The sequence below is a fragment of the Actinosynnema sp. NPDC002837 genome (assembly GCF_040295345.1).
In the GTDB taxonomy this organism is placed as follows: domain Bacteria; phylum Actinomycetota; class Actinomycetes; order Mycobacteriales; family Pseudonocardiaceae; genus Actinosynnema.
This window is the reverse complement of the sequence record NZ_JBEOVG010000113.1, coordinates 1-26,766: the sequence shown is the minus strand read 5'-3', so window position 1 is coordinate 26,766 and position 26,766 is coordinate 1. Positions and strand designations below refer to the sequence as shown.

24 protein-coding genes are annotated in these 26,766 nt (G+C 72.2%); 9 read left to right on the top strand and 15 right to left on the bottom strand.

The window, feature by feature from the left end; translation table 11 throughout:
- Positions 1 to 144: 144 nt before the first annotated feature.
- From ABTZ99_RS40275 to ABTZ99_RS40255, 5 genes are all read right to left on the bottom strand, one after another.
- On the bottom strand, positions 145 to 867 hold the full coding sequence (locus tag ABTZ99_RS40275) for a D-Ala-D-Ala carboxypeptidase family metallohydrolase (protein WP_498773414.1): 723 nt from the start codon (positions 865 to 867) through the stop codon (positions 145 to 147).
- 230 nt (positions 868 to 1,097) lie between these two features.
- Positions 1,098 to 2,903: an NAD(P)/FAD-dependent oxidoreductase gene (locus ABTZ99_RS40270; RefSeq protein WP_499618291.1), complete on the bottom strand. Its 1,806-nt coding sequence runs from the start codon at positions 2,901 to 2,903 to the stop codon at positions 1,098 to 1,100.
- A complete protein-coding gene (locus tag ABTZ99_RS40265; protein WP_499618290.1) occupies positions 2,900 to 3,739 on the bottom strand; it encodes a ferredoxin in 840 nt (279 codons plus the stop codon). Before ABTZ99_RS40265 ends, ABTZ99_RS40270 begins: the two co-directional genes overlap by 4 nt.
- Before the next feature lie 196 nt (positions 3,740 to 3,935).
- A complete protein-coding gene (locus tag ABTZ99_RS40260; RefSeq protein ID WP_499618288.1) occupies positions 3,936 to 4,688 on the bottom strand; it encodes a DUF4142 domain-containing protein in 753 nt (250 codons plus the stop codon).
- Positions 4,689 to 4,700: 12 nt separating this feature from the next.
- Positions 4,701 to 5,279 (bottom strand): hypothetical protein, encoded by a 579-nt coding sequence (locus ABTZ99_RS40255; protein ID WP_498773422.1) that lies wholly within the window; start codon positions 5,277 to 5,279, stop codon positions 4,701 to 4,703.
- Positions 5,280 to 5,456: 177 nt separating this feature from the next.
- Here ABTZ99_RS40255 and ABTZ99_RS40250 point away from each other — a divergent pair, with 177 nt between their 5' ends.
- From ABTZ99_RS40250 to ABTZ99_RS40240, 3 genes are all read left to right on the top strand, one after another.
- On the top strand, positions 5,457 to 6,020 hold the full coding sequence (locus ABTZ99_RS40250; RefSeq protein WP_498773424.1) for a sigma-70 family RNA polymerase sigma factor: 564 nt from the start codon (positions 5,457 to 5,459) through the stop codon (positions 6,018 to 6,020).
- A 4-nt stretch (positions 6,021 to 6,024) separates the two neighbouring features.
- Entirely contained in the window at positions 6,025 to 6,759 is a 735-nt protein-coding gene (locus ABTZ99_RS40245; protein WP_498773426.1) for an anti-sigma factor family protein, read from the top strand.
- 162 nt (positions 6,760 to 6,921) lie between these two features.
- A complete protein-coding gene (locus ABTZ99_RS40240) occupies positions 6,922 to 7,833 on the top strand; it encodes an NAD(P)-dependent oxidoreductase (protein ID WP_499618286.1) in 912 nt (303 codons plus the stop codon).
- On the opposite strand, the gene ABTZ99_RS40235 is transcribed toward ABTZ99_RS40240, so the two are convergent.
- Positions 7,786 to 8,130 (bottom strand): DUF742 domain-containing protein, encoded by a 345-nt coding sequence (locus tag ABTZ99_RS40235; protein ID WP_498773430.1) that lies wholly within the window; start codon positions 8,128 to 8,130, stop codon positions 7,786 to 7,788. The two genes, ABTZ99_RS40240 and ABTZ99_RS40235, sit on opposite strands and share 48 nt — an antisense overlap.
- Positions 8,131 to 8,717: 587 nt before the next feature.
- Here ABTZ99_RS40235 and ABTZ99_RS40230 point away from each other — a divergent pair.
- Positions 8,718 to 9,476, top strand: coding sequence for an ABC transporter ATP-binding protein (locus ABTZ99_RS40230; RefSeq protein WP_498773432.1), 759 nt, complete (start codon positions 8,718 to 8,720; stop codon positions 9,474 to 9,476).
- The gene (locus ABTZ99_RS40225; RefSeq protein WP_499618284.1) at positions 9,476 to 12,013 is read left to right on the top strand and encodes an ABC transporter permease; all 2,538 of its coding nucleotides are present in this window, start codon (positions 9,476 to 9,478) and stop codon (positions 12,011 to 12,013) included. The genes ABTZ99_RS40230 and ABTZ99_RS40225 overlap by 1 nt, the downstream gene beginning before the upstream one ends.
- Positions 12,014 to 12,061: 48 nt before the next feature.
- On the opposite strand, the gene ABTZ99_RS40220 is transcribed toward ABTZ99_RS40225, so the two are convergent.
- The 7 genes from ABTZ99_RS40220 to bdeA all read right to left on the bottom strand — a co-directional run bounded on the left by ABTZ99_RS40220 (position 12,062) and on the right by bdeA (position 19,481).
- Positions 12,062 to 12,337, bottom strand: a complete 276-nt coding sequence (locus ABTZ99_RS40220) for a hypothetical protein (RefSeq protein ID WP_499618282.1) — start codon at positions 12,335 to 12,337, stop codon at positions 12,062 to 12,064.
- Positions 12,301 to 13,125: an LLM class flavin-dependent oxidoreductase gene (locus ABTZ99_RS40215; RefSeq protein WP_499618281.1), complete on the bottom strand. Its 825-nt coding sequence runs from the start codon at positions 13,123 to 13,125 to the stop codon at positions 12,301 to 12,303. Before ABTZ99_RS40215 ends, ABTZ99_RS40220 begins: the two co-directional genes overlap by 37 nt.
- Positions 13,126 to 13,236: 111 nt before the next feature.
- Positions 13,237 to 14,175 (bottom strand): 4-hydroxy-3-methylbut-2-enyl diphosphate reductase, encoded by a 939-nt coding sequence (gene ispH, locus ABTZ99_RS40210; protein ID WP_498773438.1) that lies wholly within the window; start codon positions 14,173 to 14,175, stop codon positions 13,237 to 13,239.
- 23 nt (positions 14,176 to 14,198) lie between these two features.
- Positions 14,199 to 15,239 (bottom strand): family 2 encapsulin nanocompartment cargo protein polyprenyl transferase, encoded by a 1,041-nt coding sequence (locus ABTZ99_RS40205; protein ID WP_498773440.1) that lies wholly within the window; start codon positions 15,237 to 15,239, stop codon positions 14,199 to 14,201.
- Between the two features lie 105 nt (positions 15,240 to 15,344).
- A complete protein-coding gene (locus ABTZ99_RS40200) occupies positions 15,345 to 16,754 on the bottom strand; it encodes a family 2B encapsulin nanocompartment shell protein (RefSeq protein WP_498773442.1) in 1,410 nt (469 codons plus the stop codon).
- A 32-nt stretch (positions 16,755 to 16,786) separates the two neighbouring features.
- Complete coding sequence (locus ABTZ99_RS40195; RefSeq protein WP_498773444.1) at positions 16,787 to 18,190, bottom strand: family 2B encapsulin nanocompartment shell protein; 1,404 nt, start codon at positions 18,188 to 18,190, stop codon at positions 16,787 to 16,789.
- A gap of 427 nt (positions 18,191 to 18,617) precedes the next feature.
- Entirely contained in the window at positions 18,618 to 19,481 is an 864-nt protein-coding gene (gene bdeA, locus ABTZ99_RS40190) for a bis(hydroxyethyl) terephthalate hydrolase (RefSeq protein WP_498779560.1), read from the bottom strand.
- Positions 19,482 to 19,651: 170 nt separating this feature from the next.
- Between bdeA and ABTZ99_RS40185 the strand changes: the two genes are divergently transcribed.
- The 4 genes from ABTZ99_RS40185 (at position 19,652) to ABTZ99_RS40170 (ending at position 24,543) form a co-directional block, all read left to right on the top strand.
- Positions 19,652 to 22,144 (top strand): helix-turn-helix transcriptional regulator, encoded by a 2,493-nt coding sequence (locus ABTZ99_RS40185; RefSeq protein ID WP_498779559.1) that lies wholly within the window; start codon positions 19,652 to 19,654, stop codon positions 22,142 to 22,144.
- Positions 22,145 to 22,157: 13 nt separating this feature from the next.
- Positions 22,158 to 22,574: an acyl-CoA thioesterase gene (locus tag ABTZ99_RS40180; protein ID WP_498779558.1), complete on the top strand. Its 417-nt coding sequence runs from the start codon at positions 22,158 to 22,160 to the stop codon at positions 22,572 to 22,574.
- On the top strand, positions 22,571 to 23,671 hold the full coding sequence (locus tag ABTZ99_RS40175; RefSeq protein WP_498779556.1) for a zinc-binding dehydrogenase: 1,101 nt from the start codon (positions 22,571 to 22,573) through the stop codon (positions 23,669 to 23,671). The genes ABTZ99_RS40180 and ABTZ99_RS40175 overlap by 4 nt, the downstream gene beginning before the upstream one ends.
- An 86-nt stretch (positions 23,672 to 23,757) precedes the next feature.
- Positions 23,758 to 24,543, top strand: a complete 786-nt coding sequence (locus tag ABTZ99_RS40170) for a cyclase family protein (RefSeq protein WP_498779554.1) — start codon at positions 23,758 to 23,760, stop codon at positions 24,541 to 24,543.
- Between the two features lie 127 nt (positions 24,544 to 24,670).
- Here the strand turns inward: ABTZ99_RS40170 and ABTZ99_RS40165 are convergent, their stop codons facing one another.
- Both ABTZ99_RS40165 and ABTZ99_RS40160 read right to left on the bottom strand, forming a co-directional pair.
- Positions 24,671 to 26,122 (bottom strand): protein adenylyltransferase SelO, encoded by a 1,452-nt coding sequence (locus ABTZ99_RS40165; RefSeq protein WP_499618277.1) that lies wholly within the window; start codon positions 26,120 to 26,122, stop codon positions 24,671 to 24,673.
- A gap of 24 nt (positions 26,123 to 26,146) precedes the next feature.
- Positions 26,147 to 26,689: an SMI1/KNR4 family protein gene (locus ABTZ99_RS40160; RefSeq protein WP_499618276.1), complete on the bottom strand. Its 543-nt coding sequence runs from the start codon at positions 26,687 to 26,689 to the stop codon at positions 26,147 to 26,149.
- Positions 26,690 to 26,766: the final 77 nt, after the last annotated feature.

Below are 26,766 nucleotides of genomic sequence, written 5' to 3'. Positions count from 1 at the left end.
GGGGTGTGGAGGCCCGTCCGCGGCCCGCGGTGCTTCAGCGGATCCCACCGGGTGAAGGGGTTGGCGCCGGCGGGATCCGGAGCTCGGCGCCCGCCGGTCGGGGGGCGGACCGGCGGGCGGCCGTGCGGTGCCCTGGCGGATCGGTCAGATGCCGCAGGACGAGGCCGACCAGAAGCGGCTGCTCCGGTGGTCGACGTGCGTGTGGTCGCCGTGACCCGGGTAGCCCGGGCCGAGGATGCCGTTGAACCCGTGGTTGCGGGCCTGCTGCGCCAGGCGGCACAGCGAGTGCGGACCCGCGCCCAGGTCCACCGCGTCGCCGTACAGGTGCCGCGAGTTGGACGCGCCGCCGACCGCGTTGTTGCACGCGACGCTGCGGAACCCGCTGGTGACCCGGATCGCCTGGTCACCGAGCGCGTGCCGCATCGCTTGCAACTTCCACATCGACACCAGCGCGTTGGCCTTCGCCGTCGCGGCGGACACGGCGCCGCCCGACCAGGTGGAGTTGCACGTGTTCAACTCCGCGTAGGAGAAGTTGATCGGCGTGCAGTCGTCGTCTTGCAGGGCGTAGAGCTTGGAGTAGGTCGCCGGGCCGGCGACGCCGTCGGCCGCGAGGCCGTACGCCTGCTGGAAGCGCACGAGGGCCGACTTGGTGGCCGGGCCGAAACTGCTGTCGAGCGCGAGCACCGAGCCGTAGCCCGGGTAGCCGGACAGGCGGATCTGCAACTGCCGCACGTCCGCGCCGGACGCTCCCTGCGAGAGGGTGCGGGACCACGTGTAGCAGCCGTCGGCTTGCGCCGTGCCGCCACCCGTCACGAGAACCACGGCGACGAGCGCTAACGACGCCAGGTAGGACACTAGTCGGAGCACAGGGACCTCCAGACCGGGTTGGGGGACGGCTCTGGAGCCTGTCGGACAGGTAAACTTGCGTCAATCTGTCCTTGATGTCTGAATATTTCACACCACGCGAACAGTTTGTGAACAACTGGTCGTGCGGTGCCTTCGGTGCGGCGAAGCAGGCCGGCCGGACGCCGCCGGTCCACGACCGCGAGCACATGCTCGGCGGTCGGGATCACGGCGGCACGGCGTCGAGGTAACGATCAACGGGGTCTCGCCTTCGGCCCGGTGCGGACCAGCGACCGGCTCTGCCCGCGCGAGCGCACGACCGGGGCGTGCGACGGCGGTAGCGGCAGCGGCTGGGACTCCTGCTGCTGTCGCGGCACCCTGGCCAGCTCGACCGGGTCCGAGAACTGCGTGCGGGCCGGGCCGGGCTCGGAGCGCACCGACTCCGAGCGCGCCGGTTCGGCGCGCGCCGACGCCGCGCGTGCCGCGTTCGAGCGCGCGGCCTCGGACCGGACCGCCTCCTGGAGCAGGGCGTTCTCCAGGCGCAACGCCTCGGAGCGCACGGCCTCGAACCGCATCGACTGCTCCGACCGCGTCGGCTTGGCCCGCGGCGCCTCGAACCGCACCGACTCGGTGCGCGGCGCCTCGAACCGCACCGACTCGGTGCGCGGCGCCTCGAACCGCACCGACTCGGTGCGCGGCGCCTCGAACCGCACCGACTCCTCGTGCCGCACCGGTGAGGCCATCGGTGGCACGTTCGGCGGCACGTTCCGCGCGACGGTCGGGGGCGCGGCGTCCGGCTGCGGCACGGGCTCTGGCGCGGGCTGCGGCACGGGCTGCGGCACGGGCTGCGGCGGGCGGCGCCGGGGTGCGCTCGCGGTCACCCGGTTCTGCCGCCACAGCTCCGTCGACAGCTTGATCATCGCCGTCGGCGCGTCCAACCCGACCATCCCGACCAGCCGCCCGTCGTTGACGAACCCGGTGATGGTCCGGTGGTCCTTCTGCGATCCCGCCAACGTCGTCGTGTCCGTGCCCATCGCCGGCAGGCCCGACCCCTGGATGCGCATGCCGTACTGCTCGGTCCAGAACCGGGGGACCGGGGTGAACGGCCGCGAATCGTCCCTGCCCGCCAACAGGTTCTCCGCGGCCGCCCGCCCCATTTCCACCGCGTTGAGCCAGTGCTCCACCCGACGCGGCTGCCCTCCGAACCGGAGGTTCGGCCACCGCGCGACATCACCCGCGGCCACGATGTCGGACCCGCCGACCACGTGGCACGTGGGGTCGCACAGCACGCCGTCCTCCAGCACCAGACCCGACCCGCGCAGCCAGGCGGTCGACGGCGAGGCGCCCACCGCGATCACCACGACCGCGGCGAAGAACACCTGCCCGTCGGAGAGGTGGATCGCCACCCCGCCCGCCTGGCGCACCCAGTGCCGGATCTTCACGCCCATCGCCATCCGGACACCACGCACCCGGTGCGCCTCGGTGACCGTGTCGGCGATGTTCTTGCCGACCGCGCTGCCCAGCAACGTGGACGACCGGCTCACGATGGCCACGTCCCGGCCCATCGACTTCACCGACGCGGCCATCTCGCAGCCGATGAGGCCGCCGCCGATCACCACGACCAGCCCCTGCGTCGAGTTGATCGCCTGCTTGATCGCGATCGCGTCGTCCACGGTCCGCAGCACGTGGATGCGCGGGTCCTGGCGCGGCGCGCCCGCGAGGTGGCGCGGCTCGACGCCGGTCGCGATGACCAGCCCGTCGTACCCCAGCTCCTCGCCGCCGGGCAGGCCCACCACGCGCCGGTCCGGCTCCAGGTGGGTCGCCGCCGTGCCCAGCCGCCACACCGCGTTCAGCTCGCGGCTGATGGTCAGCCGCAGGTCGGAGGCGACCAGCTCGCCGTTGATGGCCTCCTTGGACAGTGCGGGCCGGTGGTAGGGCAGGTGCCGCTCCGCGCTCACGATGACGATCTCGCCGCGGAAGCCGAGCTCGCGCAGCCGTTCGCCCGCGCGCAGGCCGGCCAACCCGCCGCCCGCGATGACCACGCGTTCCTCGTTCTTCACCGCACACGCTCCCGCAGCTCGATCGCGCGCATCGGACAGGCGCGCGCGGCGGCCCGCGCCTTCGCGAACTGCTCGGGTGGCGGCCTGCGCTCGTAGCGCAGGCGCTCGTCGTCGACCAGCTGGAACAGCCCCGGCGCCTCGGCCTGGCAGATGCCGTAGCGGTGGCAGCGCTCGTTGTCGACGCTGATGTCCAGCGCGCTGCCGCCCGCGCCGTCCGGCTCGGGCTCGAAACCGGGCTCCGGCTCCAGCATGCCCAGCTTCACCAGCCAGTCCGGCGGCAGGAAGCGGGCGATGGCGATGGTCGCCGTCGGCACCAGGATCGTGAGGCCGGCCAACCACAGCACGGCCAGGTTGCCGTTCGCGATCGCGCCGAACCAGGAGTGGACCACGGTGACGGCGACCGCGGGGTACGCCAGCTGGTGCAGCCGCAGCCACTTGCGGTAGTAGACCTTCTTGCGCAGGCCCGCGGTGATCGCGAGGGTCAGCATGATCTCCAGGCCGAGGATGCCGAGGGCGTGCCGGAGCAGGCCGCCGTCGTAGAACGGCACCAGGAGCTTCAAGTACGGGAAAGCGCCGAGCTGCAACAGGGTGAACGCGAACGCGTGCAGCGACCCGAACGTGAGGGCCATCGTCGCCAGCACCATGTGGCTGTTGCGCAACCCCTGTCTGCCGGAGATCTTGTTGGCCCAGCCCGTCGCGATCAGCACGCCCCAGCACAGGGTGGCGCACATGGTCGCGTAGGCCAGGCGGGCCGAGATCTGCGCCACGTGGCGCACTCCGGCGTCGTGGTCGCCGCCGGTCGCCTGGGCGATCAGCAGCGGAACCTGGGTGAGCACTGGTCTGTACCTCCGAGATGGCGGGAGAGAACTCGCAGGCGGTGGGAGGGGGCCGACCCGTGGCCGGCCGCCGTTCGGGCCGACCCGCCCGGCGGGCCGCGCAGGAGTGGTCACGACCTGCCGGGCGGGTTTCGAGGGTGTGGAAGTTCTCCGCGTGGGAGACGCGTCGTGGTGTCGGTCCGGCCACCACCTCCTTTCACTTGACGGTGTTGCGGGGCCGCAGCAGGCGCAGGATTGCGATCGTCACGACCGCGCCCACCAGGCACATGAGGAGCACGGAGAGGGGACTCGGGCCGCCCGCCGGCAGCTGCGCCGAGGCCCGCACCGGGTCGGCGGCCACCGCGTTCCCGGGCGCGGCGCCGGCGGCCACGGGTTTGGACAGGCCCATGTCGGTGACCATGTTGGTGCTCTCCAACAGGGTCATGTGCTTGAGCACGATCTGGTTGCACACCTGGGCGAACTGCCGGATCGCCTCGTTGCGCGTGGTCGCCCGGACGGTGGCGATGGCCGGGAAGATCGAGCCGTGCGCGGCGCGCAGCCGGTTGGCGAACGAGTCGTCGAACGCCGCGCCGGTGCGCGCGCGCATCTCCGCCATCCACGACTGCTGGTCGGCGTTGGCCTCGTCCGGCAGCGCGACGCCCATCTGGGACGCCAGCCGCACCACCCGCTCGTCGAGGAACGTGTGGTCGCCGGCCAGCTGGGCGCCGACCTCCTTGACCCGGGTGCTGGCGGCGCGGCTCTGCGCCTCCTCGCCCATGGGCATCTCCCACAGGCCCGCCAGCCGTACCTTGACCAGGAGTTCCTTGTCCTGCGCGGTGATCGGGCCCAGCGGCGTCTGCTCCACCGGTCCCGCGCCCGGCGGGTCGTCGGCGTGCGCGACACCGGGCAGCGCGGGCGCCAACAGCAGGTGCAGGGCCACCGCGACCGCCGCGAAACGCTTGGCTGACATGGGTTTCTCGTCCTAGTAGCCGTCGCCGGTGGACGGTTGGCCGGGCGCCGCGCCGTCGTCGGCCTGCGCCTTCTTGCCCTCGGGCGTCACCGCGAACCACGTGCCGCCCTTGCCCTGCCCGGTCAGGTCGCCCGCCTTCTTGTCGCCCGCGTACCGGTACAGCGGCCACCCGGCCAGCGTGACCTGCTTCCTGCCGTCCGCGCGGGCCACCGACCCGACCAGCGTCGGGTCGACGCCGGAGGTCATGGTGTGGTCGCCGACCAGCACCGGGGGCCACGTCTTCAGGCACTCGGCGTCGCAAGTGGACTTCGACGGTTTCGCGGTGTCCTTGTCGTAGCGGTACAGCGCGAAGCCGCCCGCGTCCGCGACGAACCAGCCCACCTGCTTCGACTCCGTCGCCGAGAGCATCTGGTGCGGCTCCTTGCCGAATTCCGGCTGCTGTTGGAGAGTCGTCGAACCGGAACCGGCGCCGTTCGCGGCGTTCTGGCTCGCCACGTTGTCGACACCGGTCGCGCCGCAAGCGCTGACCAGCATCAACGCCGCGGCTGCCGGAACCAGCAGCAACGCTTTCCGGGTACGTCGACTTCGCATCGTTGGTCCTTTCTCCTGCCGGCGGGTCCGCCGAAAGGGCTAGCGAACCGGTGTCCGGGTCCGAGCCTTTGAAGCGGATACCGTGGAGTACGGACACGATGCGATGACGGTTCACGAACAAATCGACGACTTTTTTTGCGGCCGAACCCTCGACGCGGAAGCCCTCGGCGCGCTTGGATGCTCGGCGTGGCGCGGCACAGACGCAGCACTTCCCCCCAGAGAGATCGCAGTTGGCCGGACGTGAGTCTGGAAGACGAGCTGATCCGCAGGCTCTACCAGGAGTTCGGCAGCGCGCTGCTCGGGCATGCCATGAGGTTGACCGGCAGCGACCGGCAGTGGGCAGAGGACATCGTCCAGGAGACGCTCGTGCGGGCGTGGCGCAACGCCGAGAAGCTGGAGCGGGACCCCGTCCTGCTGCGCTCCTGGCTGTTCACCGTCGCCCGGCGACTGGTCATCGACGACCGTCGCAAGCGGAGCGTCCGACCGCAGGAGTCGGAGTTGACGCCGTCCGACGAGGCCCCGCAGCGGGACGAAGCGGACCGCACGCTGGCGGCCATAGTCGTAGCCGAAGCGATGAACGGACTGACGGAGGAACACCGGGAGGCTATTCTCGAGACGTACTTGCGAGATCGAACGGTCGGGGAAGCCGCGGCGGTGCTCGGGGTACCGCCCGGCACGGTGAAGTCCAGGGTGTACTACGCGCTTCGCGCCCTGCGGCGTGCTTTGCAGGATCGGGGCTGAACAGGTGACTTCGCAGCCGTTCCACGTCGACGTGGCGGCGTACGTCCTCGGTGTCCTCGACGAGGACGAGGTCGACGCGTTCGAGAACCACCTCGCCCAATGCCGTCGATGTGCGCTCGACCTGCGCGATTTCGCCGAACTGCCCGATCTGCTCGACGAGGCCGACGCCAACGGCATGCTGCGCGCCAACGCGGGGGAGCGGCCCGACGGCCGTTCGGTGCGCGCGATGCTCGACTCGGTCTCGGAAACCAGGGCGCGCAAGCGCCGCAACGTCGCGCTGCTGGCCGCCGCCGCCGCGACGCTGCTCGTCGTGCTGACCGCGGTCGTGTCGGTGTACGTCGCCGCACCGTCCGACCCGGTCGCCACGCCCACCACGCCGTCGGTGCCGGAGCAGTCCAACGTGGCGAAGGGCGCCCCGGACGCCTCCGGCTCCATCACCCGCACCGACCCCTCGACCGGCGTGTTCGCCCGGCTCTCGGCCAGCCCCGAGCCGTGGGGCACGTCGGTGCAGGTCGAGGTGAAGGGTGCGAAGGGGCCCACCAGGTGCGAGCTGGTGGCGAAGTCGCGCACCGGTGAGGCGATGGTCCTCGGCTCCTGGCTGGTGACCACGACCGGGCCGGGCAAGGACCCGGTGACGTTGCAGGCCTCCGTCGGCATGCGCTGGCACGACATCGCGGAGTTCGTCGTGCGGGACACGAAGGAAGGCGCGACCCTGGTCCGCCTCCCGACCTCCTCCTGACCCGCGTGCGCGTCCTACCTCCGGAACGCGCGGGTCCTACGTCCGGAACACCCGAGTCGAACCCCCGGGACACGCGCGGCGCACCACCTCGCGACCGGCGCGACCGGCACGGCGTTTAATCCCACCAGGGAGGCGGCGCCGTGCCGCCGTGCGAGGGAGGTCTTGGTGGAGGTCGGATTCGTCGGTCTCGGCATCATGGGTCAGCCGATGGCGCTCAACCTGGCCCGGTCCGGTCGGCCGCTCGTGGTGTGGAACCGCTCGCCGCACCGGGCGCAACCGCTGCGGGAGGCGGGCGCGCGGGTCGTGGCGACGGCGGGCGAGGTCTTCGCCGCCGCCGAGGTCGTGATCCTCATGCTCTCCGGCGAGGACGCGATCGACGCCGTCCTCGACCGCGGCACGGACCGCTTCGCCGGGCACGTCGCCGGCCGCACGATCGTGCACATGGGCACGACCTCGCCGGGTTACTCGCACGCCCTCGGCGCCGACGTCCGCGCGGCCGGCGGCGACTACGTCGAAGGGCCCGTCTCCGGCTCGCGCGGCCCGGCCGAGGCCGGCGAGCTCGTCGCCATGCTCGCCGGCGACCGGGACGCGGTGGCACGGGTCCGCGACGTGATCGCGCCGATGTGCGCGGAGGCCGTGTCGTGCGGGCCGACGCCCAACGCGCTGCTGATGAAGCTGTCCGTGAACCTGTTCCTGATCACCATGACCACCGGCCTGGTCGAGGCGTTCCACTTCGCCGAACGGCACGAGCTCGACCTCGGCACGCTGGTCGAGGTGCTGGACAAGGGCCCGATGGCCAGCAAGGTGTCCCGGGCGAAGGCCGCCAAGCTGCTCGCCGACGACTTCGACGCGCAGGCCGCCGCCGCGGACGTCTTCACCAACACCCGGCTGATCACCGCCGCCGCCCGCGCCGCCGGGGTCTCCTCGCCGCTGATCGACCAGTGCCTGGCCCTCATGGGTCGCACGGTGGAACTGGGGCACGGCAAGCAGGACATGGCCGCCGTCGTGCAGGTCCTGCGGGAACGCTCAGATTCGGCGCAGCCCGGAGAGGACGCGTTCCATCAACTCCAGTGAAGGCCGGCCCGCGGCGTCGATCGCCTGATCCTCGTGCACGTTGATCAGGGCCATGTCGGACATGTCGGCCAACAACACCCGGACCACGCCGAGCGGCAACCGCAAAGTCGCCGCGACTTCCGCGACGGAATGCGGATTGCGGCACAGGTCGCTGATGATGCGGTGTTCCGCGGTCGACGTGAGAGCGTCTCTGGCCGCTCTTTCGTTCGTCGTCACGATGGTCTCGATGGCCAGCGTCGTCGCGGAGCGCGTCCGCCCGCCGGTTCTGGTGTAGGGACGCACCCGGAGGGTCGACACACCAGCTCCTCAAAGCCGTCGAAGTGATCATGGTCGAGCGGGGGTCAGGGTCGCCGACGCCGCTAGACCCTACGAGCGATCACCGCTCCTGTCTCGGTTTTCCCGGTATGTGGGAGGTTCGACGTGTCACCGCGACGGTCCGTGCCCGGTCGCTTCCAGGGGGTGTCCGACGCGGTGCGCGGCCCGTGCGCAGGCATCGGATGATCGGACATCTTCACCGTCCGTTCGCCGGTCGTTCGGCTTCGGATCGCCTGGGACTGCTCGTCCCAGGCGTCCGCCGGGGGTCTACCCGATGGGTGTGGGATTCGCGATCACGCTTACCTCGCAGAACACGTCGGGGTTTTCGGGTGTCCTGGCGATGAGCTCACCACCGAGCGGCTTGTGGCCGGAACCGAAGGTAGTGACGGCTGGAGCGCTCTCACAACGGTTGTTGACCAAGGTTTGATGTTCGGGTTTCCCGCACGGGGCTAGGGGAATTACCCCGACCGCGATTCCGGGGTCATTCCCGACGCGCCGCGAACCGCCCGTCGGCCACATTTACCCCGAGTGGACGGCGAGTGCCGTCCGGTGCGAAGGGGTGGAGTCCGGTGACGCGCAACGGGGGTGCCGCCGCGAAAGCGGTGGACGTGTGGAAGTCCTACGGCACGGGGGAGGCCGCGGTCACGGCGCTGGCCGGGGTGAGCGTCGAGTTCGACCGCGGTCGGTTCACCGCGATCATGGGACCGTCCGGGTCGGGCAAGTCGACGCTCATGCACTGCCTCGCCGGGCTGGACGCGATCGACTCCGGTGAGGTCTGGATCGGGGACACCAAGGTCAACGGCCTGCGCGACAAGGGCCTGACCGACCTGCGCCGCCGCCAGGTCGGCTTCATCTTCCAGCAGTTCAACCTGCTGCCGACGCTCACCGCCGAGGAGAACATCACGCTGCCCCTGGCCATCGGCGGCCGGCAGGTCGACCGGGCTTGGTTCGACACCGTGGTCGACACCGTCGGCCTGCGCGACCGCCTCACGCACCGGCCGACGCAGCTGTCCGGCGGCCAGCAGCAGCGCGTGGCCTGCGCCCGTGCCCTGGTGGCCCGGCCGGAGGTCGTGTTCGCCGACGAGCCCACCGGCAACCTCGACTCGCGCTCCGGCGCGGAGGTGCTCGGCTTCCTCCGCCGCTCCGCCCGCGAGTTCGGCCAGACCGTCGTCATGGTCACCCACGACGCGAACGCCGCCTCGTACGCGGACCGGGTGATCTTCCTGGCCGACGGCCGGATCGTGCGCGAGCTGCACGACCCGACGGCGGCGGCCGTGCTCGACACCATGAAGGCCCTCGACGGCGACGACCGGCTGGTCGTGGCGTGATGCTGAAGGCGACGCTCAAGAGCGTGCTGGCGCGCAAGCTGCGGCTGGTCCTGTCGGGCCTGGCCGTGGTGCTGGGCGTGATGTTCGTGTCCGGGTCGCTCGTGCTGACCGACACGCTGGACCGGTCGTTCAAGGACCTGTTCGCCACCGTCTACTCCGAGGTGGACGTCGAGGTCGCGGTCAAGCCGAAGGTCGACCAGGACGACCCCGAGGCCGCCCGCGCCGGCACCCTGACCGCCGACGACGTCAAGGCCGTCGAGGCCGTGGCCGGCGTCCGCACGGCGGTCGGCGACGTGGCCGGGTCGGCCCGGCCCATCGGCGAGAACGGCAAGGTGCTCACCACCTCCGGCGCGCCGCGGGTCGGCATCGCGTGGCGTGACGGGGGTCAGGAGGAACTGCGCGAGGGGCACGCGCCCCGGCGTGACGACGAGGTGGCGATCAGCGCCTACCTCGCCAAGACCGGCGGGTTCTCCGTCGGCGAGCCGATCTCCGTGCTGACCCTGGAGCCGAAGCGGACGTTCACCGTCGCCGGGATCTTCGGCTACCCCGGCAACCGCGACTCCCTCGGCGGCGAGCTCACCACCGCGTTCACCCAGCCCGCGGCCCAACAGCTCCTGCTCGCCGCGCCCGGCGCGTACAGCGGGATCACGGTGCGCGCCGACGAAGGCGTGTCGCAGGCGGTGCTGCGGGACCGCGTGCAGGCCGCGTTGGGCGACACCTACCAGGTCAAGACCGGCGAACAGCTGGCCAAGGAGTCCGCCGACGACATCGGCGAGGGCCTGGCGTTCTTCAACTACGTGCTGCTCGGCTTCGCGGGCATCGCCCTGTTCGTCGGCATCTTCATCATCCTCAACACCTTCTCCATCATCGTCGCGCAACGCACCCGTGAACTCGCGCTGCTGCGGGCGATGGGCGCGAGCCGCAGGCAGATGATCGCCTCCGTCGTGATCGAGGCCGTGGTCATCGGCCTGATCGCCTCGGTGGTCGGCCTCGGCGCGGGCATCGGCGTCGGCGCCCTGCTGGCCGCGGTGTTCAGCGCGGTCGGCGGCGGCAGCATGCAGCTCGCGGGCATCGCGGTGCCGTCCTCGGCGATCATCTCGTCGTTCGCGGTCGGCATCGTGGTGACCGTGCTGGCGGCGCTGCTGCCCGCCGTGCGCGCGTCCCGCATCGCGCCGGTCGCGGCCCTGCGCGAGGCCGCCACCCCGGACCGGCCGCTGACCAGGCTCACCGTCGGGGGCGGCGTGCTCTCGCTGGCCGGCGGCGCGATGCTCGGGCTCGGGTTCGCCGACGGGACGCTGTGGCTGATCATGGCCGGGCTGCTGGTGGCGTTCGTCGGCGTCGCGCTGCTGACGCCGCTGGTCAGCAGGCCCGTGGTGTCGGTGATCGGCAAGCTGCTGGCGTGGTCGATGCCCGGCACGCTCGGCAGGCGCAACTCCGCCCGCAACCCGCGCCGCACCGCCATCACGGCCGCCGCGCTGATGGTCGGCATCGCCCTGATCACCGGCGTGAGCGTGGTGCTCACCTCGGCCACCACCAGCATGACCAAGGTCGCCGACACGCAGATCAAGGCCGACCTGATCATCTCCGGCGAGTCGGTCAACGGCGAGAGCAGCGGCGCGTTCACCGCGGACCGGCTCGACCGGGTGCTCGCCACGCCGGGCGTCGAGTCCGCGTTCGGCTGGTACAACGACGGCGTCCTGATCGACGGGCAGCGGAAGTTCGCCACCGTGACGACCGACGTGCCCGCGATGCAGCGCGTCTTCGGGCTCAGCGCGGCCGGCGGCACGCTCGCCGACCTCGCGGACGGCGAGATCGGCCTCGACGAGACCACGGCCACCGCGCTGGGCCTGAAGCCCGGCAGCACGGCGACCGTGCAGACGACCAAGGGCGGGGAGCGCACGTACACGGTCGCGTTCGTGCTGGCCAAGAACAGGATGGTCACCGAGTCCGTGTTCCTGCCGGAGTCGGTCGTCGGCGAGTTCGCGCTGGCGCAGGTCAACACCGCGTTCGTGAAGGCCGACCCCGGCACGGACGTCGCCGCCCTGCGCCGGGGCATCGAGCCGGTGTTCGCCGACAACCCCGAGGTCTCCGTCCAGGACCTCAGCTCCTACGTGCGGCAGCAGGCCTCGCAGCTCGACACCGTGCTGCTGATGATCCAGGTCCTGCTCGCCCTGGCCATCCTCATCGCGGTGCTCGGGGTGATCAACACGTTGGCGCTGTCGGTCATCGAGCGGACCCGCGAGCTCGGCCTGCTGCGGGCGATCGGCATGCGCCGGGCGCAGGTGATGCGGATGATCACCGTCGAGTCGGTGGTGATCTCGGTGTTCGGCGCGCTGCTCGGCCTGGTGGTCGGCACCGCGCTGGGCGCCGCGGCGGTCCGGGCGCTCGGCGACCTGGGCATCACCGACCTGGGCATCCCGTGGGCGCAGCTGGGCGGCTACCTGCTGATCGCCGCCGGCGTCGGGGTGGTCGCGGCGATCCTGCCCGCGATCCGCGCCGCCCGGCTGGACGTCCTGCGGGCGATCTCCTACGAGTGAGCGGTGACGCGCCCGGTCGGTCTGCTCGTGGCCGGCCGGGCGTCCCGCTCACCCGGCGGGCCGGTCCCCGAGCGCCGGCATCACGTGGTCGTGCACCAGTCGCAACTGCTCGCGCATCGTGGCCACGCCGGGCAGGTCCATGCCGGTGAAGGACTTCACCAGCGCCGCGTCGGTGATGGCGAGGATCAGGTGGTTGACGCCGGTCGACGCGATCTCGGACCTGAGCTTGTCCGCGCACTCCTCCGGCGTGCCGGCCACCGACAGCTTGTCCGCCAGCTCGGGCGGGGTCAGCTCGAACGCCCGGTCGAGCCGGCCTTCGCCCACGCGGCGATGACGTCGGTCAGGGACGCGGGGTCCACCCCGTTGCGGGCGAGTTGCTCCTTCGACATCGACGACGCGTACAGCCCGACCATCGCCCTCGCGGCGTCCTTCGCCGCCCGCCCGTCCGGGCCCGTGGCGAACACGACCCACGCCCCTAAGTCCAAGGTGGACATGTCGCGGCCGGCCCGCTCGGCCCCGATCCGCACGTTCTCGACCATGTACTCGTACGCGGACCTGGTGTAGCTCAGCGCGTGGTGCACCCCGTCGGCCAGTTCGCCCGCCACCTGGAACGACTTCGGCCCGCGCATCGCGCCGAGCTTGACCGGGACGTGCCGCTGGACGGGCCGGGCGAAGGTGAACAGACCGCGGTAGCGGAAGAACTCGCCCGCGTAGTCGATCGAGCCCTCGTCGAGCAGGGTGCGCAGCACGTGGTGCGCCTCCTTGAGCCGGGACAACGGCTTCGTCCCCGCCCAGTCGATGCCGTACTGGGCGAGCAGCCCGAAGTTCCCCGAGCCGAGCACGCACTCGGCACGACCGCCGGTGAGCTCGTCGAGGGTCGCGGTGGCCTGGGCGATCAGCGACGGCTCCCGCAGCGTCACCGGGGACAGGCTCGGGCCGAACCGGATGTTCTCGGTCTTGTCCGCCGCGGCGGCGAACAGCAGCCAGAGGTCCTTGTGCCACGTCTCGTCCGCCGCGTAGCAGGCGTAGAACCCCAACGCGTCGGCGAGCTTGATCGACTCGATGGTGTCGTCGAGCGGGTAGTCGGGCAGCAGTACGAAGCTGAATCGCATGGGACAACCTTCCACGAAGCCTCCGCGCGCCTCCAGCCTCGCCGGACGTTCTCACGCCAACGGATCAGGCCGGGCACCCGGCGTGCCCGTCGATTGCACCGTCGGGGTCGGTCAGGCGGTGGGCCCGGCCCCGCGCACCGCCGCGGGCAGGGTGAACCGGATCGTCTCCCGCGCCGTCTCGCGCACCTGGACGTCCCACGCGCCCAGCGCCTCGATGACCTCGTCCACCAACCGCGGCGGCGCGGACGCGCCCGCGCTCACCCCGACCACCCGCGTGCCGTCCAGCCAGTCCTCCCGGATGTCGGAGACGTCGTCGATCAGGTGCGCGGGCGTGCCCATCCGGCGGGCGGTCTCCACCAGCCGCACCGAGTTCGACGAGTTCCGCGAACCCACCACGAGCACCACGTCGGCCTCCTGCGCGATCTCGCGCACCGCGTCCTGCCGGTTGGTGCTGGCGTAGCAGATGTCCGCCGACGAAGGACCGCGCAGCGCCGGGAACCTCTCCCGCAGCGCGGCCAGCACCTCGGCCGTCTCGTCCATCGAGAGCGTCGTCTGGGTCAGGTAGGAGACTCTGGTCGGGTCGGCCACCTCCAGCGCCCGCACGTCCGCGACCGTCTCCACCAGCACGGTCCGCGAGGGCGCCTCGCCGAGCGTGCCCTCGACCTCCTCGTGCCCGGCGTGCCCGATCAGCACCACCGTGTCGCCGCGCGCGGCGTACCGCTTCGCCTCCGCGTGCACCTTGGTCACCAGCGGGCACGTCGCGTCGATCACGTCCAACCCGCGGCGCGCGGCCTCCTCGCGCACCGCGGGCGACACCCCGTGCGCGGAGAACACCACGGTCGCGCCGTCGGGCACCGCGTCCAGCTCGTCGACGAACACCGCGCCACGCGCCTCCAGCTCGGTCACCACGTGGGTGTTGTGCACGATCTGCTTGCGCACGTGGATCGGCCCGCCGCGTTGGTCCAGGAGCCGGTCCACGATGTCGATCGCCCGTTCCACACCGGCGCAGAACGACCGGGGCGACGCCAGCAGCACAACGGGGAAAGCCATGGCCACTCCTGGGTAGGCGGGTGTCAGTGGTCGCGTCGGGTGGCCAGGCGGGCCACCGCGTCCAGCTCGCGCGCGGCCCGCTCGGACGGCCCGGCGGCGCGCAGGTGCTCCCGCGCCCGGGCCAGCAGGTCGTCCGCCCGGCCCTGGCTCCACGCCCGCGCGCCCGAGATCTCGATCAGCTCCGCCGCGCGCGCCAGCTGGGCTTGGCCGAGCGGCTGCTCGGAGTGGTACAGCGCGTCCAGCTCGCGGGCGGCGGGCGTGTCCGAGGTCAGCGCCGCCACCACCGGCAGCGACTTCTTGCGGTTGCGCAGGTCCGAGTACACCGGCTTGCCGGTCACCGCCGGGTCGCCCCAGATGCCGAGCAGGTCGTCCACGAACTGGAACGCCAGCCCCACCTTCTCGCCGAACGACCGCAGGTGCTCGACCTGGTCCGCCCGCCCGCCGCCGAACAACGCGCCCAGCGCGCAGGCCGCGCCGAGCAGCGCGCCGGTCTTGCACTCGGCCATCCGCACGCACTCGGCCAGGCGCACGTCGTCGCGCTCCTCGAAGGCCAGGTCGGCGCTCTGCCCGTCCAGCAGCCGCTGCACCGCGGCCGACAGCACCCGGATCGCCTGCTGCGCCTTCGGGTGACCGCTGCCCGCCAGCACGTCCAGCGCCAGCGTCAGCAGCGCGTCACCGGCCAGGATCGCCGGGTTCACGCCGAACACGTGCCACGCCGTCGGCCGGTGCCGCCGGGTCTTGTCGCCGTCCATCACGTCGTCGTGCAGCAGCGAGAAGTTGTGCGCCAACTCCACCGCCACCGCGGCCGGCAGCGCCGCGTGCGCCGCGCCGCCCACCGCCTGCGTGCCCAGCAGCACGAGCGCCGGCCGGATCGCCTTGCCCGCGTCCGCGCCCGTCGGCCTGCCGTTTTCGTCCCACCAGCCGAAGTGGTACCCCGCGATCGCCCGCATCGAGTCCGGCAACCGGTCCACCGCCGTGCGCATCGCGGGGTCGAGCCCGGCACGGCTCCAGTCCAGCACCTCGCGCGCGGTCCGGTGATCGCGGCTCACGTCCAGGTCGGTCATCGCCACAGCTCCTGTTCGGGGGATGCGCCCGGCCACGGAGCACGCGCGGGCGGGGAGGTGGGGCAGCCGGGCGTGGCGGCCCGGCTGCCGTGCACGACGGTGCGGTCAGGACCGGCCGAGCTCGACGTGCTCCAGCACCCCGAGCGCGTCGGGCACCAGCACGGCCACCGAGTAGTAGGCGGTGACCAGGTAGGACACGATCGCCTTCTCGTTGATGCCCATGAACCGCGCGTTCAGGCTGGGCTGCACCTCGTCGGGGATGCCGGGCTGGTGCAGCCCGATCACGCCGTTGTCCTTCTCGCCGATCCGCATGGCGAGGATGGAGGTCGTGCCCTGCGGGGTGATCGGGATCTTGTCCGACGGCAGCAGCGGGATGCCGCGCCAGGTGACCACCCGCGTGCCGTCCACGTCGGCGGTGCCGGGGTACAGGCCGCGCTTGCTCGCCTCCCGGCCGAACGCGGCGATCGCCCGCGGGTGGGCCAGCATGAACGCCGTCTTGCGCCGCCGGGACACCAGCTCGTCGAGGTCGTCCGGGGTGGGCGGGCCGGTGCGGGTGTGGATGCGCTGCCTGAGGTCCGCGTTGTGCAGCAGCCCGATCCGGCGGTTGTTGAGCATCTCGTGCTCCTGGCGCTCGCGCAGGGCCTCGATGGTCAACCGCAACTGCTGCTCGGTCTGGTTCATCGGGTGGTTGTAGAGGTCGGCGACGCGGCTGTGCACCCGCAGCACGGTCTGCGCCACTTCCAGCTCGTACTCGCGCGGCGAGAGCTCGTAGTCCACGTACGTCGCCGGCAGGTCCGGCTCGCCCTCGTGGCCGGAGGCGATCTCGATCGCCGCCTCGCCGTGCTTGTTCTGCGGCTTGCCGGCGTTGGCGGCGAACGCGTCGATGTGCGCGCGCAGGGCGTCGGCCTGCCCGTTCAGCTCCTGCACCGACCGCCACGGCAGCGCCAGCACGATCACCGGGGTGACCGCCTTGATGGTGAAGTCCCACACCACCTCGCCGCCGTACATCACCTCGTCGCCGAAGTGGTCGCCGTCGGCCAGGGTGTCGAGCACCGTCGCGTCGCCGTACTTGCCCTGCCCGATCTTGTTCACCTTGCCGTGCGCGACGAGGTAGACCTCGTCGGCCCGCTCGCCCGACGAGACCAGCACGTCGCCCGGCTGGAACTCCCGCTGCCGGAACCGGTCGGCCAACGCGACCAGCACGTCGTCGTCCGGGAAGTCGCGCAGCACGGGCAGCTCCCGCAGCTCCTGCGGGATCACCCGGATGTCGGCGCCGGTGCTGGTGAAGCTCACCCGCCCGTCGCCGAGCGCGTAGGTGAGGCGGCGGTTGACCCGGTACGTGCCTGCCTGGGTGCTCACCCAGGGCAGCTTGCGCAGCAGCCACCGCGGCGAGATGCCCTGCATCTGGGGGGTGGACTTGGTGGTGCTCGCCAGGTTCCGCGCGCCCGCGGTGCTCAGGCTCTGCCGCTGCTGCTCGGCCTCTTCCGGTGCGAGGCCGGGGTCTGTCACGGTCACTTGGGCTGCCCAATCTGGTCGGGGGGACTGGTTCAGTCTTCGCGGCCGAGTTCCACGTGCTCCAGCACACCGATCGCGTCCGGCACGAGGATCGCGGTGGAGTAGTAGGCGCTGACGAGGTAGGAGATGATCGCCTTCTCGTTGATGCCCATGAACCGCACCGACAGACCGGGCTGGTACTCGTCGGGCAGACCCGTCTGGTGCAGGCCGATGACGCCCTGGTTGTGCTCGCCGGCGCGCAGCAGCATCACCGAGCTGGTGCGGGTCTTGGTGATCGGGATCTTGTTGCACGGCAGCACGGGCACGCCGCGCCACGCGGGCACGTGGTGGCCGTTGAGGTCGACCGTCGAGGGGTAGATGCCGCGCTTGTTGCACTCGCGGCCGAACGCGGCGATCACCTTCGGGTGCGCCAGGAACGCCGTCGGCTCCTTCCACACCGTGGCCAGCAGGTCGTCCAGGTCGTCGGGGGTCGGCGGGCCGGTGCGGGTGTGGATGCGCTGCTTGAGGTCGGCGCTGTTGAGCAGGCCGAAGTCGCGGTTGTTGACCATCTCGTGCTCCTGGCGCTCGCGCAGCGCCTCGATGGTCAACCGCAACTGCTGCTCGACCTGGTCCATCGGCTGGTTGTAGAGGTCGGCGACGCGGCTGTGCACCCGCAGCACGGTCTGCGCGACGCTCAGCTCCAGCTCGCGCGGCGCGACCTCGTAGTCGACGAACGTGCCGGGCAGGTCGGGCTCGCCCTCGTGGCCCGAGGCGATGTCGATCTCGGCCTCGCCGTAGGCGTTGGACCTGCCGCCCGTGGTGGACATCCGCTGGATGTGCGCGCGCAGGCCGCCCGCCTCGCCGTTGAGCTGCTCGAACTCCTCCCACGGCAGCACCAGGACGATCACCGGCGTGACGGCCTTGATGGTGAACTCCCACTCGCCCTGCGGCCCGGCCAGGACGCCGCCGCCGAAGTACTCGCCGTCGGCCAGCGAGCCGAGCACGGTCTGGTCGCCGTACTCGCCCCGGCCGATCTTGTTCACCTTGCCGTGCGCGATCAGGTGCACCGCGTCCTGCGGCCGGCCCTCCTCCACGATCACCGCGCCGGGCTCGTACTCGCGCTGGGTGAACCGGTCGGCCAGCGCGCCGAGCGCCTCGACGTCCTCGTAGCCGCGCAGCAGCGCCAGCTCGGTCAACTCCTGCGGGATGACCCGCACGTCCGCGCCGATGTTCGTGAACGTCAGCCGGCCGTCGCCGATTTCGTAGCTGAGCCTGCGGTTGACCCGGAAGGCACCGCCCTTCGCCTCCACCCAGGGCAGGACTTTCAGCAGCCACCGCGAGGTGATGCCCTGCATTTGGGGAACGGACTTGGTCGTGGTCGCGAGGTTTCGCGCCGCCGCCGTGCCGAGGCTCAAGCGAGGTCGCTCGGTCTCCAAGTCCGGATCGGTCACAGTCACCGCTCACACCGCCAATCGGATTCTCTCGATGGTCCGGATCGACCGTAGTGAGCCTGAATGCCTTACGGGAAGCGGCCGATGTGACGACATCCCTGAGGGTCAATCGGGCCTGTTGCGCGTACTCACCGTGGACCTTGTCCACCTCGCAAGTAATTAACGGGTGATCTTGGCGTGCATTGGTGAACATTCGTGGCGAAAGGGAATCTCTCCTTCGTTTGTCGTAAGAATGTTCACCGGAACGTGTCGTTGACAATGGCCGATGCGACGTGCGGTCGTCAGTCCGCGCATGTGCGGGCGGAAAGTTCAATCGTCGGTGGGACGCGAAAACGCGGTGCCGACGTGATGTCGACACCGCGTGGTCGATTCGTGGAACGGACGTGGCGTCGCGATCGGTCGCGACGCCACGCCCGGGTCTGCGATCGGTGGGTCAGACCGAGTGCGGACAGGTGTCCCGGTAGTCCGAGATCAGCGAGCTGTTGGCCGGGGACGGGCACAGGAACTGCTCGTAGCGGGTGTCGTTGTCGATGAACCGCTTGAGCCACGCGATGCTGTACTTCGCGATCGTCGTGTTCGAGGTGTTGGGCGCGAAGTGGCTGGCGCCGTTCAGCTCCAGGTACGCCTTGTCCAGGGTGGACGGCAGCGAGGTGTAGAACGGGATCGAGTGCGACGACACCGGCGCGACCGAGTCGTTCTCGGCGCCGACGACGAGGGTCGGCACCCGGTTGCTGCCCCAGGTCTTGTCGGTGTGCCACCCGGTCAGCGGGATCGCCGCCTGCAGGGACGGGCGCTGCTCGGCGGCCCGCATGGTGCCGCCACCACCCATCGAGTGGCCCATCAGGCCCAGCCGGGACGCGTCGATCCGGGTGCGCACCGTGCTGCGCTGGGTCAGGTAGTCCAGCGCGGACAGCAGCTGGCTCGCCCGGCTGTCGGGCTGGTCGTAGATGGTGTTGGTGTCGATGGTGAACACCACGAAGCCCTGCGACGCGATGCGCGGGCCCAGCCAGTCGATGCTGGACTGCGTGCCGGTGAAGCCGGGCGAGATGGCGATCGCGCCGAAGGTGCCCTCGGCGGTGCTGGTCGGGTAGTAGATCGTGCCACCGCCGAAGCCGGTGACCGACAAGGAGGACACCGTGGTGGAGGCGGTGGCGAACGGGCCGCGGGACGCCTCGATGCTGGAGTTGGTCGGCGCGGGACCGCGCCGGTACTCCTCCTCGGCGTGCGCCGGCGTCACGCCGACCAGCGACAGGGCCAGCGCGGGGATCAGCGCGGGGATCAGTTTGCGGAGTTGCACGTCGGTGTACACCTCGCTTGGCAGGGAACTACGGACAGCGATGACCTTGCGCCACTACGTGAGCGCTCCGCATCGGTGCAACCACCGGTCCCGGGGCGAAAACTAACACTGGTAGATAATTTCTGCCGCAACTCTTCCGCCGGACGTCGCCCTCCCGCCAGACTGGCCACATGCTGCGCGGACGTGACCGGCAGCGCGTCGCCGTCGACGCGTTGCTCGCCCGCGCCCGGGCCGGTCACGGCGGGGCGCTGGTCCTGCGTGGCGGCCCGGGCGCCGGCAAGACGGCGATGCTGGCCGCCGTTCGGGAGTCCGCCGCCACGACCGACCGCCAGGTGCTGCTCTGCGTGGACGACGCCCACCTCCTGGAGGACACCGACTGGCTCGTGGAGCTGGCCGCCGAGGCCGCCGACGAGCCGGTCGCCGTGCTGATCGCCACGGAGGGCGAGCCGCTCGGGCTGCCGTGGGTCCGGCTGGACCCGCTCGACCACGCCGACAGCCTGCGCGTGCTGCGCGACCTGCGGCCCGGCCTCGCGCCGGGGCTCGCCGACGACGTCGCCGACCTGGCCAGGGGCAACCCGCTCGCGCTCACCGAACTGGCCCGCGCGCTGACCTCCGAGCAGCTCGGCGGCACGGCGCCCGCGCCAGACGAGCTGCCCGAGGACAGCTCGCTGCGGGCCCGGTTCAGCGCCCGCTTCCACGCCCTCTCGCCGCAGGCCAAGCACGCGGTGGCGTTGACCGTGGTGGACGACGAGGTCGACGCCGACGCGCTGGCCCGGATGCCCGACCTCGACCTGGCCGCGGTCGAGGAGGCCGACGCCCTGCTCGACGGCGGCCCGCTGGTCCGCTCCACGCTGCGCACCGCGATCCCGCTGGCCCTGCGCTACGCCGCGCACGCCGCGCTGGCCGAGAACCTGCCGCCCGGACCGCGCCGCACCTGGCACGAGGCCGCCCGCGTGCCCGGCGTGCGCGACGCGTTCGCCGAACGCCTGGAAGCCTCCGCGAGCCGCGCCCGCCGCTGCGGCGACTACCCGGCCGCCGCCCGCGACCACGACCGCGCCGCCGCGCTCGCCGCCGACCCGGACGCCAGGGCGCGCCACCTGATCGCCGCCGCCACCGACCACTGGGCCTCCGGCGCGCCCCGCCGGGCCCGCGTCGCGCTGCGCACCGCGGCACGGCTGACCGACAGCGGCGAGCTGCGGGCGCGCACCGAGCTGCTGCGCGGCGGCATCGACCTGGGCAACGGCCTGCCGGACGTCGCGGTGCGCCGGCTGCTGCACGCGGCGGGCGAGCTCGTGGGCACGCACCGCACGCTGGCCATCACCGCGCTGGGCTTCGCGGGCGAGGCGGCCAGCATCGCGGGCGACCACGCCCGGTACGCCGAGACCGCCGCGTTCGCCGCGAGCCTGCGCCGGCCCGACGAGCCCGACGAGACCCGGATCACCCTGGACCACCTCGCGGGCATGGCCGCCACGTTCGCCGGCCGGCACGAGGAGGCCCTGCCCGTGCTGCGCTCGGTGATCGAGCTCGCCGAACGGGTGCCGCACCCGCAGGCCAAGATCTGGGGCGGCCAGGCGGCCTACACCCTCGGCGACGCGTCCAGGGCGCACGAGCTGGCGACCAGCGCGGTCACCGCGGCGCACGAGCACGGCCTGACCGCGCTGGTGCCGTGGGCGCTGGTCTACCGCGCGTTGTCGGCGTTGCTGCTGGACCAGCACTCGGTGGCGTTGTCCGCCGCGTTCGAGGGCGTGCACGCGGCCACCGCCATCGGCCAGCACAACGCCGTGGTCGACCACCTCACGATCCTCGCGCTGGTCGCTGCCCTGCGCGGTGACACCGACACCGCGATGCACCGCATCGACGCCGCCGCCGAGCAGATCGCCGAACGCGGGCTCGGCCGCTCCGGCACGTTCGGCGCGTGGGCGTTCGCCTGCGTGGACCTCGTGCTCGACCGGCCGGCCGACGCGCTGGACCGGCTGCGGCTGATGGCCGCCGGCTCGGGGGGCGTGCACACCGGCATCAAGGTGATGGCCGCGCCGCACGTGGTGGAGGCCGCCGTCGGCTGCGGCCGGCCCGCCACCGCGGACCGCGCGCTGCGCCGGTACGAGAAGTGGGCGGGCACCACGGGCAGCGCGGCCCGGCTCGCGCTGTCGCACCGCTGCCGCGGTCTGCTCGCCGACGGCCTGCGCGCCGAGGACCACTTCCGCGAGGCGATCCGGCTGCACCGGGCCAGCGGCACCGCCATGGAACTGGCCAAGACCGAGCTGTTCTACGGCCACCGGCTGCGGCGCGACCGCAAGCCGCGCGCCGCGCGGGACCTGCTGCGCGACGCGGTGAAGATCTTCCAGGGCTACGACGCCGACCGCTGGGTCGCCCGGGCCCGCGCGGAGCTGCGCGCGGCGGGCGAGGCGGTCGGCCCGACCCAGGCCGACCGGACCGCCGACCGCGCCGCCAACCGGGCCGCGGGCCGCTCCGACGTCGACCCGACCGCGGGCCTGACCCCGCAGCAGGCGCAGATCGCCCGCCTGGTCGCCGAGGGCGCGACCAACCGCGAGGTCGCCGCGCGGCTGTTCCTGAGCCACCGCACCGTCGAGCACCACCTGCGCAACATCTTCGCCAGGCTCGAGGTGCGGTCCCGGGTCGAGCTGACCCGGATGCTCGACTGACTCAGGAGGATTGGTGCGCGAGCAGTACCGGCACTGGCAGCGGATACCGACCAGGTGGCACGACAACGACGTGTACGGGCACGTGAACAACGTCGTGCACTACGCCTTCATGGACACCGTGATCAACACGTGGCTGATCGCGGAGGGCGGGTTGGACATCCACCGCGGGCAGGCGATCGGGTTGTGCGTGGAGTCCCACTGCAACTACCGCGCGTCCATCGCGTTCCCGGAGGCCGTGGACGCGGGCCTGCGGATCGGGCACCTCGGGCGCTCCAGTGTCCGCTACGAGGTCGGCTTCTACCCGGAGGGACGGGACGACGTGGTCGCCGAAGGGCACTTCGTGCACGTGTTCACCGATCGCGGGACCCGCAAGCCGGTGGCGATCCCGGACGGCCTGCGCGCCGCGATGGAAGGGCTGGTGGTCGCGTGAAGACCAGGGGCGCGGTGCTGACCGGGGTCGGCGGACCGCTCGAGGTGCTCGACCTGGACCTCGACCCGCCGGGCCAGGGGGAGCTGCTGGTCAAGGTGGGCGCCACCGGGCTGTGCCACTCGGACCTGTCGGTGATCGACGGTTCCCGGGTGCGGCCGCTGCCGATGCTGCTGGGCCACGAGGCCGCGGGCGAGGTGGTCGAGACCGGGCCCGGCGCGTCCGACTTCGCCGTGGGCGACCGCGTGGTGCTGTCGTTCGTGCCGGCCTGCGGTTCGTGCCGCCGGTGCGTGTCCGGGCGGCAGGCGCTGTGCGAGCCGGGCGCGGCGGCCAACCGCGCGGGCACGCTGCTCGGCGGCGGACGGCGGCTGCGGCTGCCCGACGGCACGCGCCCGCACCACCACCTCGGCGTGTCCGGGTTCGCCGACTACGCCGTGGTGTCGGAGAAGTCCGCCACGCTCGTGCCCGCCGACCTGCCGTTCGAGATCGCCGCCCTGTTCGGCTGCGCGGTGCTCACCGGCGCGGGCGCGGCGTTCTACAGCGCGGCCGTCACGCCGGGGGACCGGGTCGCGGTGTTCGGTCTCGGCGGCGTCGGGCTCGCCGCGCTGCTCGCCGCACGGGCGGCCGGCGCGTCGCAGATCATCGCGGTGGACGTGGTGGCGCACAAGCGCGAGCTGGCGCGCGGCCTCGGCGCGACCCACGACGTGGCCGGCGGTCCCGACGCGGTGGAGGAGGTGCGCTCGTTGACCGGCGGCGGCGCGGACAAGGTCATCGACACCACCGGTGTCGCGGCCGTGCTGGAGCAGGCGTACCTGGCGACCGGCGCGGGCGGCACCACGGTGACCGTCGGCCTGCCGCACCCCGACCGCACGATCACATTGCCCGCGCTGAGCCTGGTCGCCGAGGAGCGGACGCTGAAGGGCAGCTACCTCGGCTCGTGCGTGCCGCGGCGCGACGTGCCCCGGTTCGTCGACCTCTACCGGGCCGGGCAGCTGCCCGTGCAGGAACTGCTGTCGGGACGCCTCGCACTGGACGACATCAACACCGGGTTCACCCGTTTGGCCTCCGGAGAAGCCGTCCGCCAGGTCATCCTCTGGTGATCACCCAGCCGGTACGGTTGCCCGGATCGGGTGACGGCTAGGCGGAGGAGTGGTCGGCGGTGCGGAGACGCTCGATGCTCGCGGGTGTGGCGACAGCGGTGGGCGGCATGTTCGCGGGCGGTGGTGCGGCGGGCGCTTCGGGTCGTTCGGGCAGGCTCGGCCTGGCCGACTACCGGTTGGTGAACCTGGCGCACGTCAACGACCCGGACCGGACCAACGTCTACCCCGGCGACCCGGCGTTCACCCTCACCACCGTGACCACCGTGCCGGAGCACGGGTACTACCTCCAGTACGTGCAGCAGGGCGAGCACACCGGCACGCACTGGGGCGCGCCGTCGCACTTCAACGACGACCAGCCGCACGCCGACGAGCTCGACGCGGAGGACCTGTTCCTCCCCGCGGTCAAGATCGACGTGCGGGAGCGGGCCGCGCGCGACGCCGACCACGAGGTGAGCGTCGCCGACCTGCAGCGGTGGGAGAAGCAGCACGGCCGCATCCCGAACGAGGCCGCGGTCGTGCTGTGGACCGGGTGGGAGGAGCGCTGGGGCACCCCGGCGTTCTTCAACTTCGACGCCGACGGGCGGATGCACCAGCCGGGGTTCTCGCTGGAGGCCGTGCGGTGGCTGGTCGACACCGGTCGGCTCGGCCGGCGCGGCGCGCTGGGCACGGACACGTTCAGCCCCGAGTCCGCGCTCGACGCCGAGTACCGGGTCTCCAAGCTGCTCTACCGCGAGCACCGGATCAGCCTGGAGGTCCTGGCGAACCTGGCCGAGCTGCCCGAGCAGGGCGCGCACGTCCTGGTCGGCGGCACGGTCAACCGCCGCGGTTCCGGCTCGCCCGCCAGCGTCTACGCCTTCGTGCCCAAGCGCTGACCCCTGGACGGCTGATCGCCGGGCGTCAGCCGCAGCCGGCCGGCGAGCAGCGCGGCCTGGACCCGGTTGTCCAGCCGCAGCTTCGCGGCGGCGAGCGCATCGCCGCCGCCGTCCGCGACGTGGTCGCTCAGGTGCCGCAGAACGTCTGGTAGGCGGCGGCGAAGTGCTCCGGCGCCGGTTCGGCGTAGCGCTCCAGGCCGGGGCGCTCGTCGAACGGGGACGTCACCGCGTCGAGCAGCCGACCCAGCGGGACCTGGTCGCCCTCCGTCGCGGCGGCGAGCGCCTCCTCCACCAGGTGGTTGCGGGGGACGTAGACCGGGTTGACCCGGCGCATGGCCGCGGCGTCGGGTCCGAGGGCGCGCCAGCGGGCCAGCCAGGCGTCGATCCCGGCCAGGTCGAGGAACAGCTCGCGCGCGGGCCCGGTGTCGCCGTCGGCCGCCGCGCCCAGGCGCCGGTGGAACGAGGTGTGGTCGACGTGGTTGTCGCGCAGCAGGGTGAGCAGGTCGTCCACCAGAGGCGCGGGCGGGGTGTCGGCGAGGCCGAGCTTCGCCGCCATGCCGGCCGACCAGGCGTCGTCGTACCGCCCGCGGAACGTGCCGAGCACCTCGACCGCCGACGCGACCGCCCGCTCCTCGTCCTCGGCGAACAGCGGCAGCAGCGCCTCGGCGAGCCGGGCCAGGTTCCACTCCGCCACGCGCGGCTGGTTGCCGTAGGCGTACCGCCCGGCGTGGTCGATCGAGCTGTAGACGGTGGCCGGGTCGAACGCGTCCATGAACGCGCAGGGCCCGTAGTCGATGGTCTCGCCGGAGATCGTCATGTTGTCGGTGTTCATGACGCCGTGGATGAAACCGACGAGCATCCACCGCGCCACCAGCGACGCCTGCGCCGAGACCACCGCCTCGAACAGGGCGAGGTAGCGGTTGCCTGCTTCCGCGGCCCCAGGGTGGTGGCGGGCGATCGCGTGGTCGGCCAGCCGGCGCAGCAGGTCGACGTCCCCGGTGGCGCGGGCGTACTGGAAGCTGCCGACGCGCAGGTGGCTGCTCGCCACGCGGGCGAGCACGGCGCCCGGCAGCACGGTCTCGCGGCGCACCGCCCGCCCGGTCGCCACCACGGCCAGCGAACGGGTCGTCGGGATCCCGAGGGCGTGCATGGCCTCGCTCACGACGTGCTCGCGCAGCATCGGGCCCACCACGGCCAGGCCGTCGCCGCCACGGGCGAACGGCGTGCGCCCGGAGCCCTTGAGGTGCAGGTCGCGCGTGCCGCCGTCGGCGTGGGCCACTTCGCCGAGGAGCAGGGCGCGACCGTCGCCGAGCCGTGGCGCGTAGTGGCCGAACTGGTGCCCGGCGTAGGCCTGCGCCACCGGGGTGACGCCGTCGGGGACGTGCTCGCCGACGAGCAGCCGCAGGCCTTCCGGGCTCCGCAGCCAGTCGGTGTCCAGGCCCAGATCGGCGGCCAGCCGCTCGTTGAGCACGAGCAGGGTCGGCGAGGGAGCGTGCTCGGCCTGCCACGCGAGGGCCAGCTCCGGGAGCGTTCGGGCGAAGTGGTCGCTCAGGGTGACGGTTGCCGGTGCGGTGCTCACCCGTTCCACGGTACGGCGTCCGCGTCACGGGTCCTGGTCGAAGGGCTCGAACACCGGGTCCTTCGCGGCGAGGTCCCAGCCGAGGACGTTGCGCTCGCTGCGGCTGGTCGCGAGTTCGAGCATCACCGCCGTCATCGACCGCTTCGTCCTCGTCCAGTGGTTGCCCCTGCTCAGGTGCACGACGTGCCAGTGGTCGGGGTCGGAGGTCCACGGCAGCCAGAACAGCGCCCCGCCCGCGACGTCGTCGGCGAACGGGATCACCCCGCGTGGCTCCGGGAACGGCGCGTAGGAGTCGTCGTACTCCCGCAACTCCTCCACCACGGTCAGCATCCGGTCGAGGTCGTCCTCGAACCCCGCCAGGGACCGCTGGTCCTGGACCGGGTTGTGGAGCCTGACGACGTCCCGGAACAACCCGGACGGGAACCGGGCCATGAACTCCTTGTAGTCGGGGGGGAAGCGGAAGCCCTCCCGGCTCTCGACCGCGGCCCAGTCGAGCTCGGGGGACACCCGGTCCCACCACTCGAGCGCCGCCGCGGTGCGGCTCACCGCGTCGTCCGGACCTGTCATCGCGCATCCCCCCTGGATGATCACCCGGACGCTAACACCAGCGGCCCGGTCGGGGTCCGCGATCGCGGACCCCGACC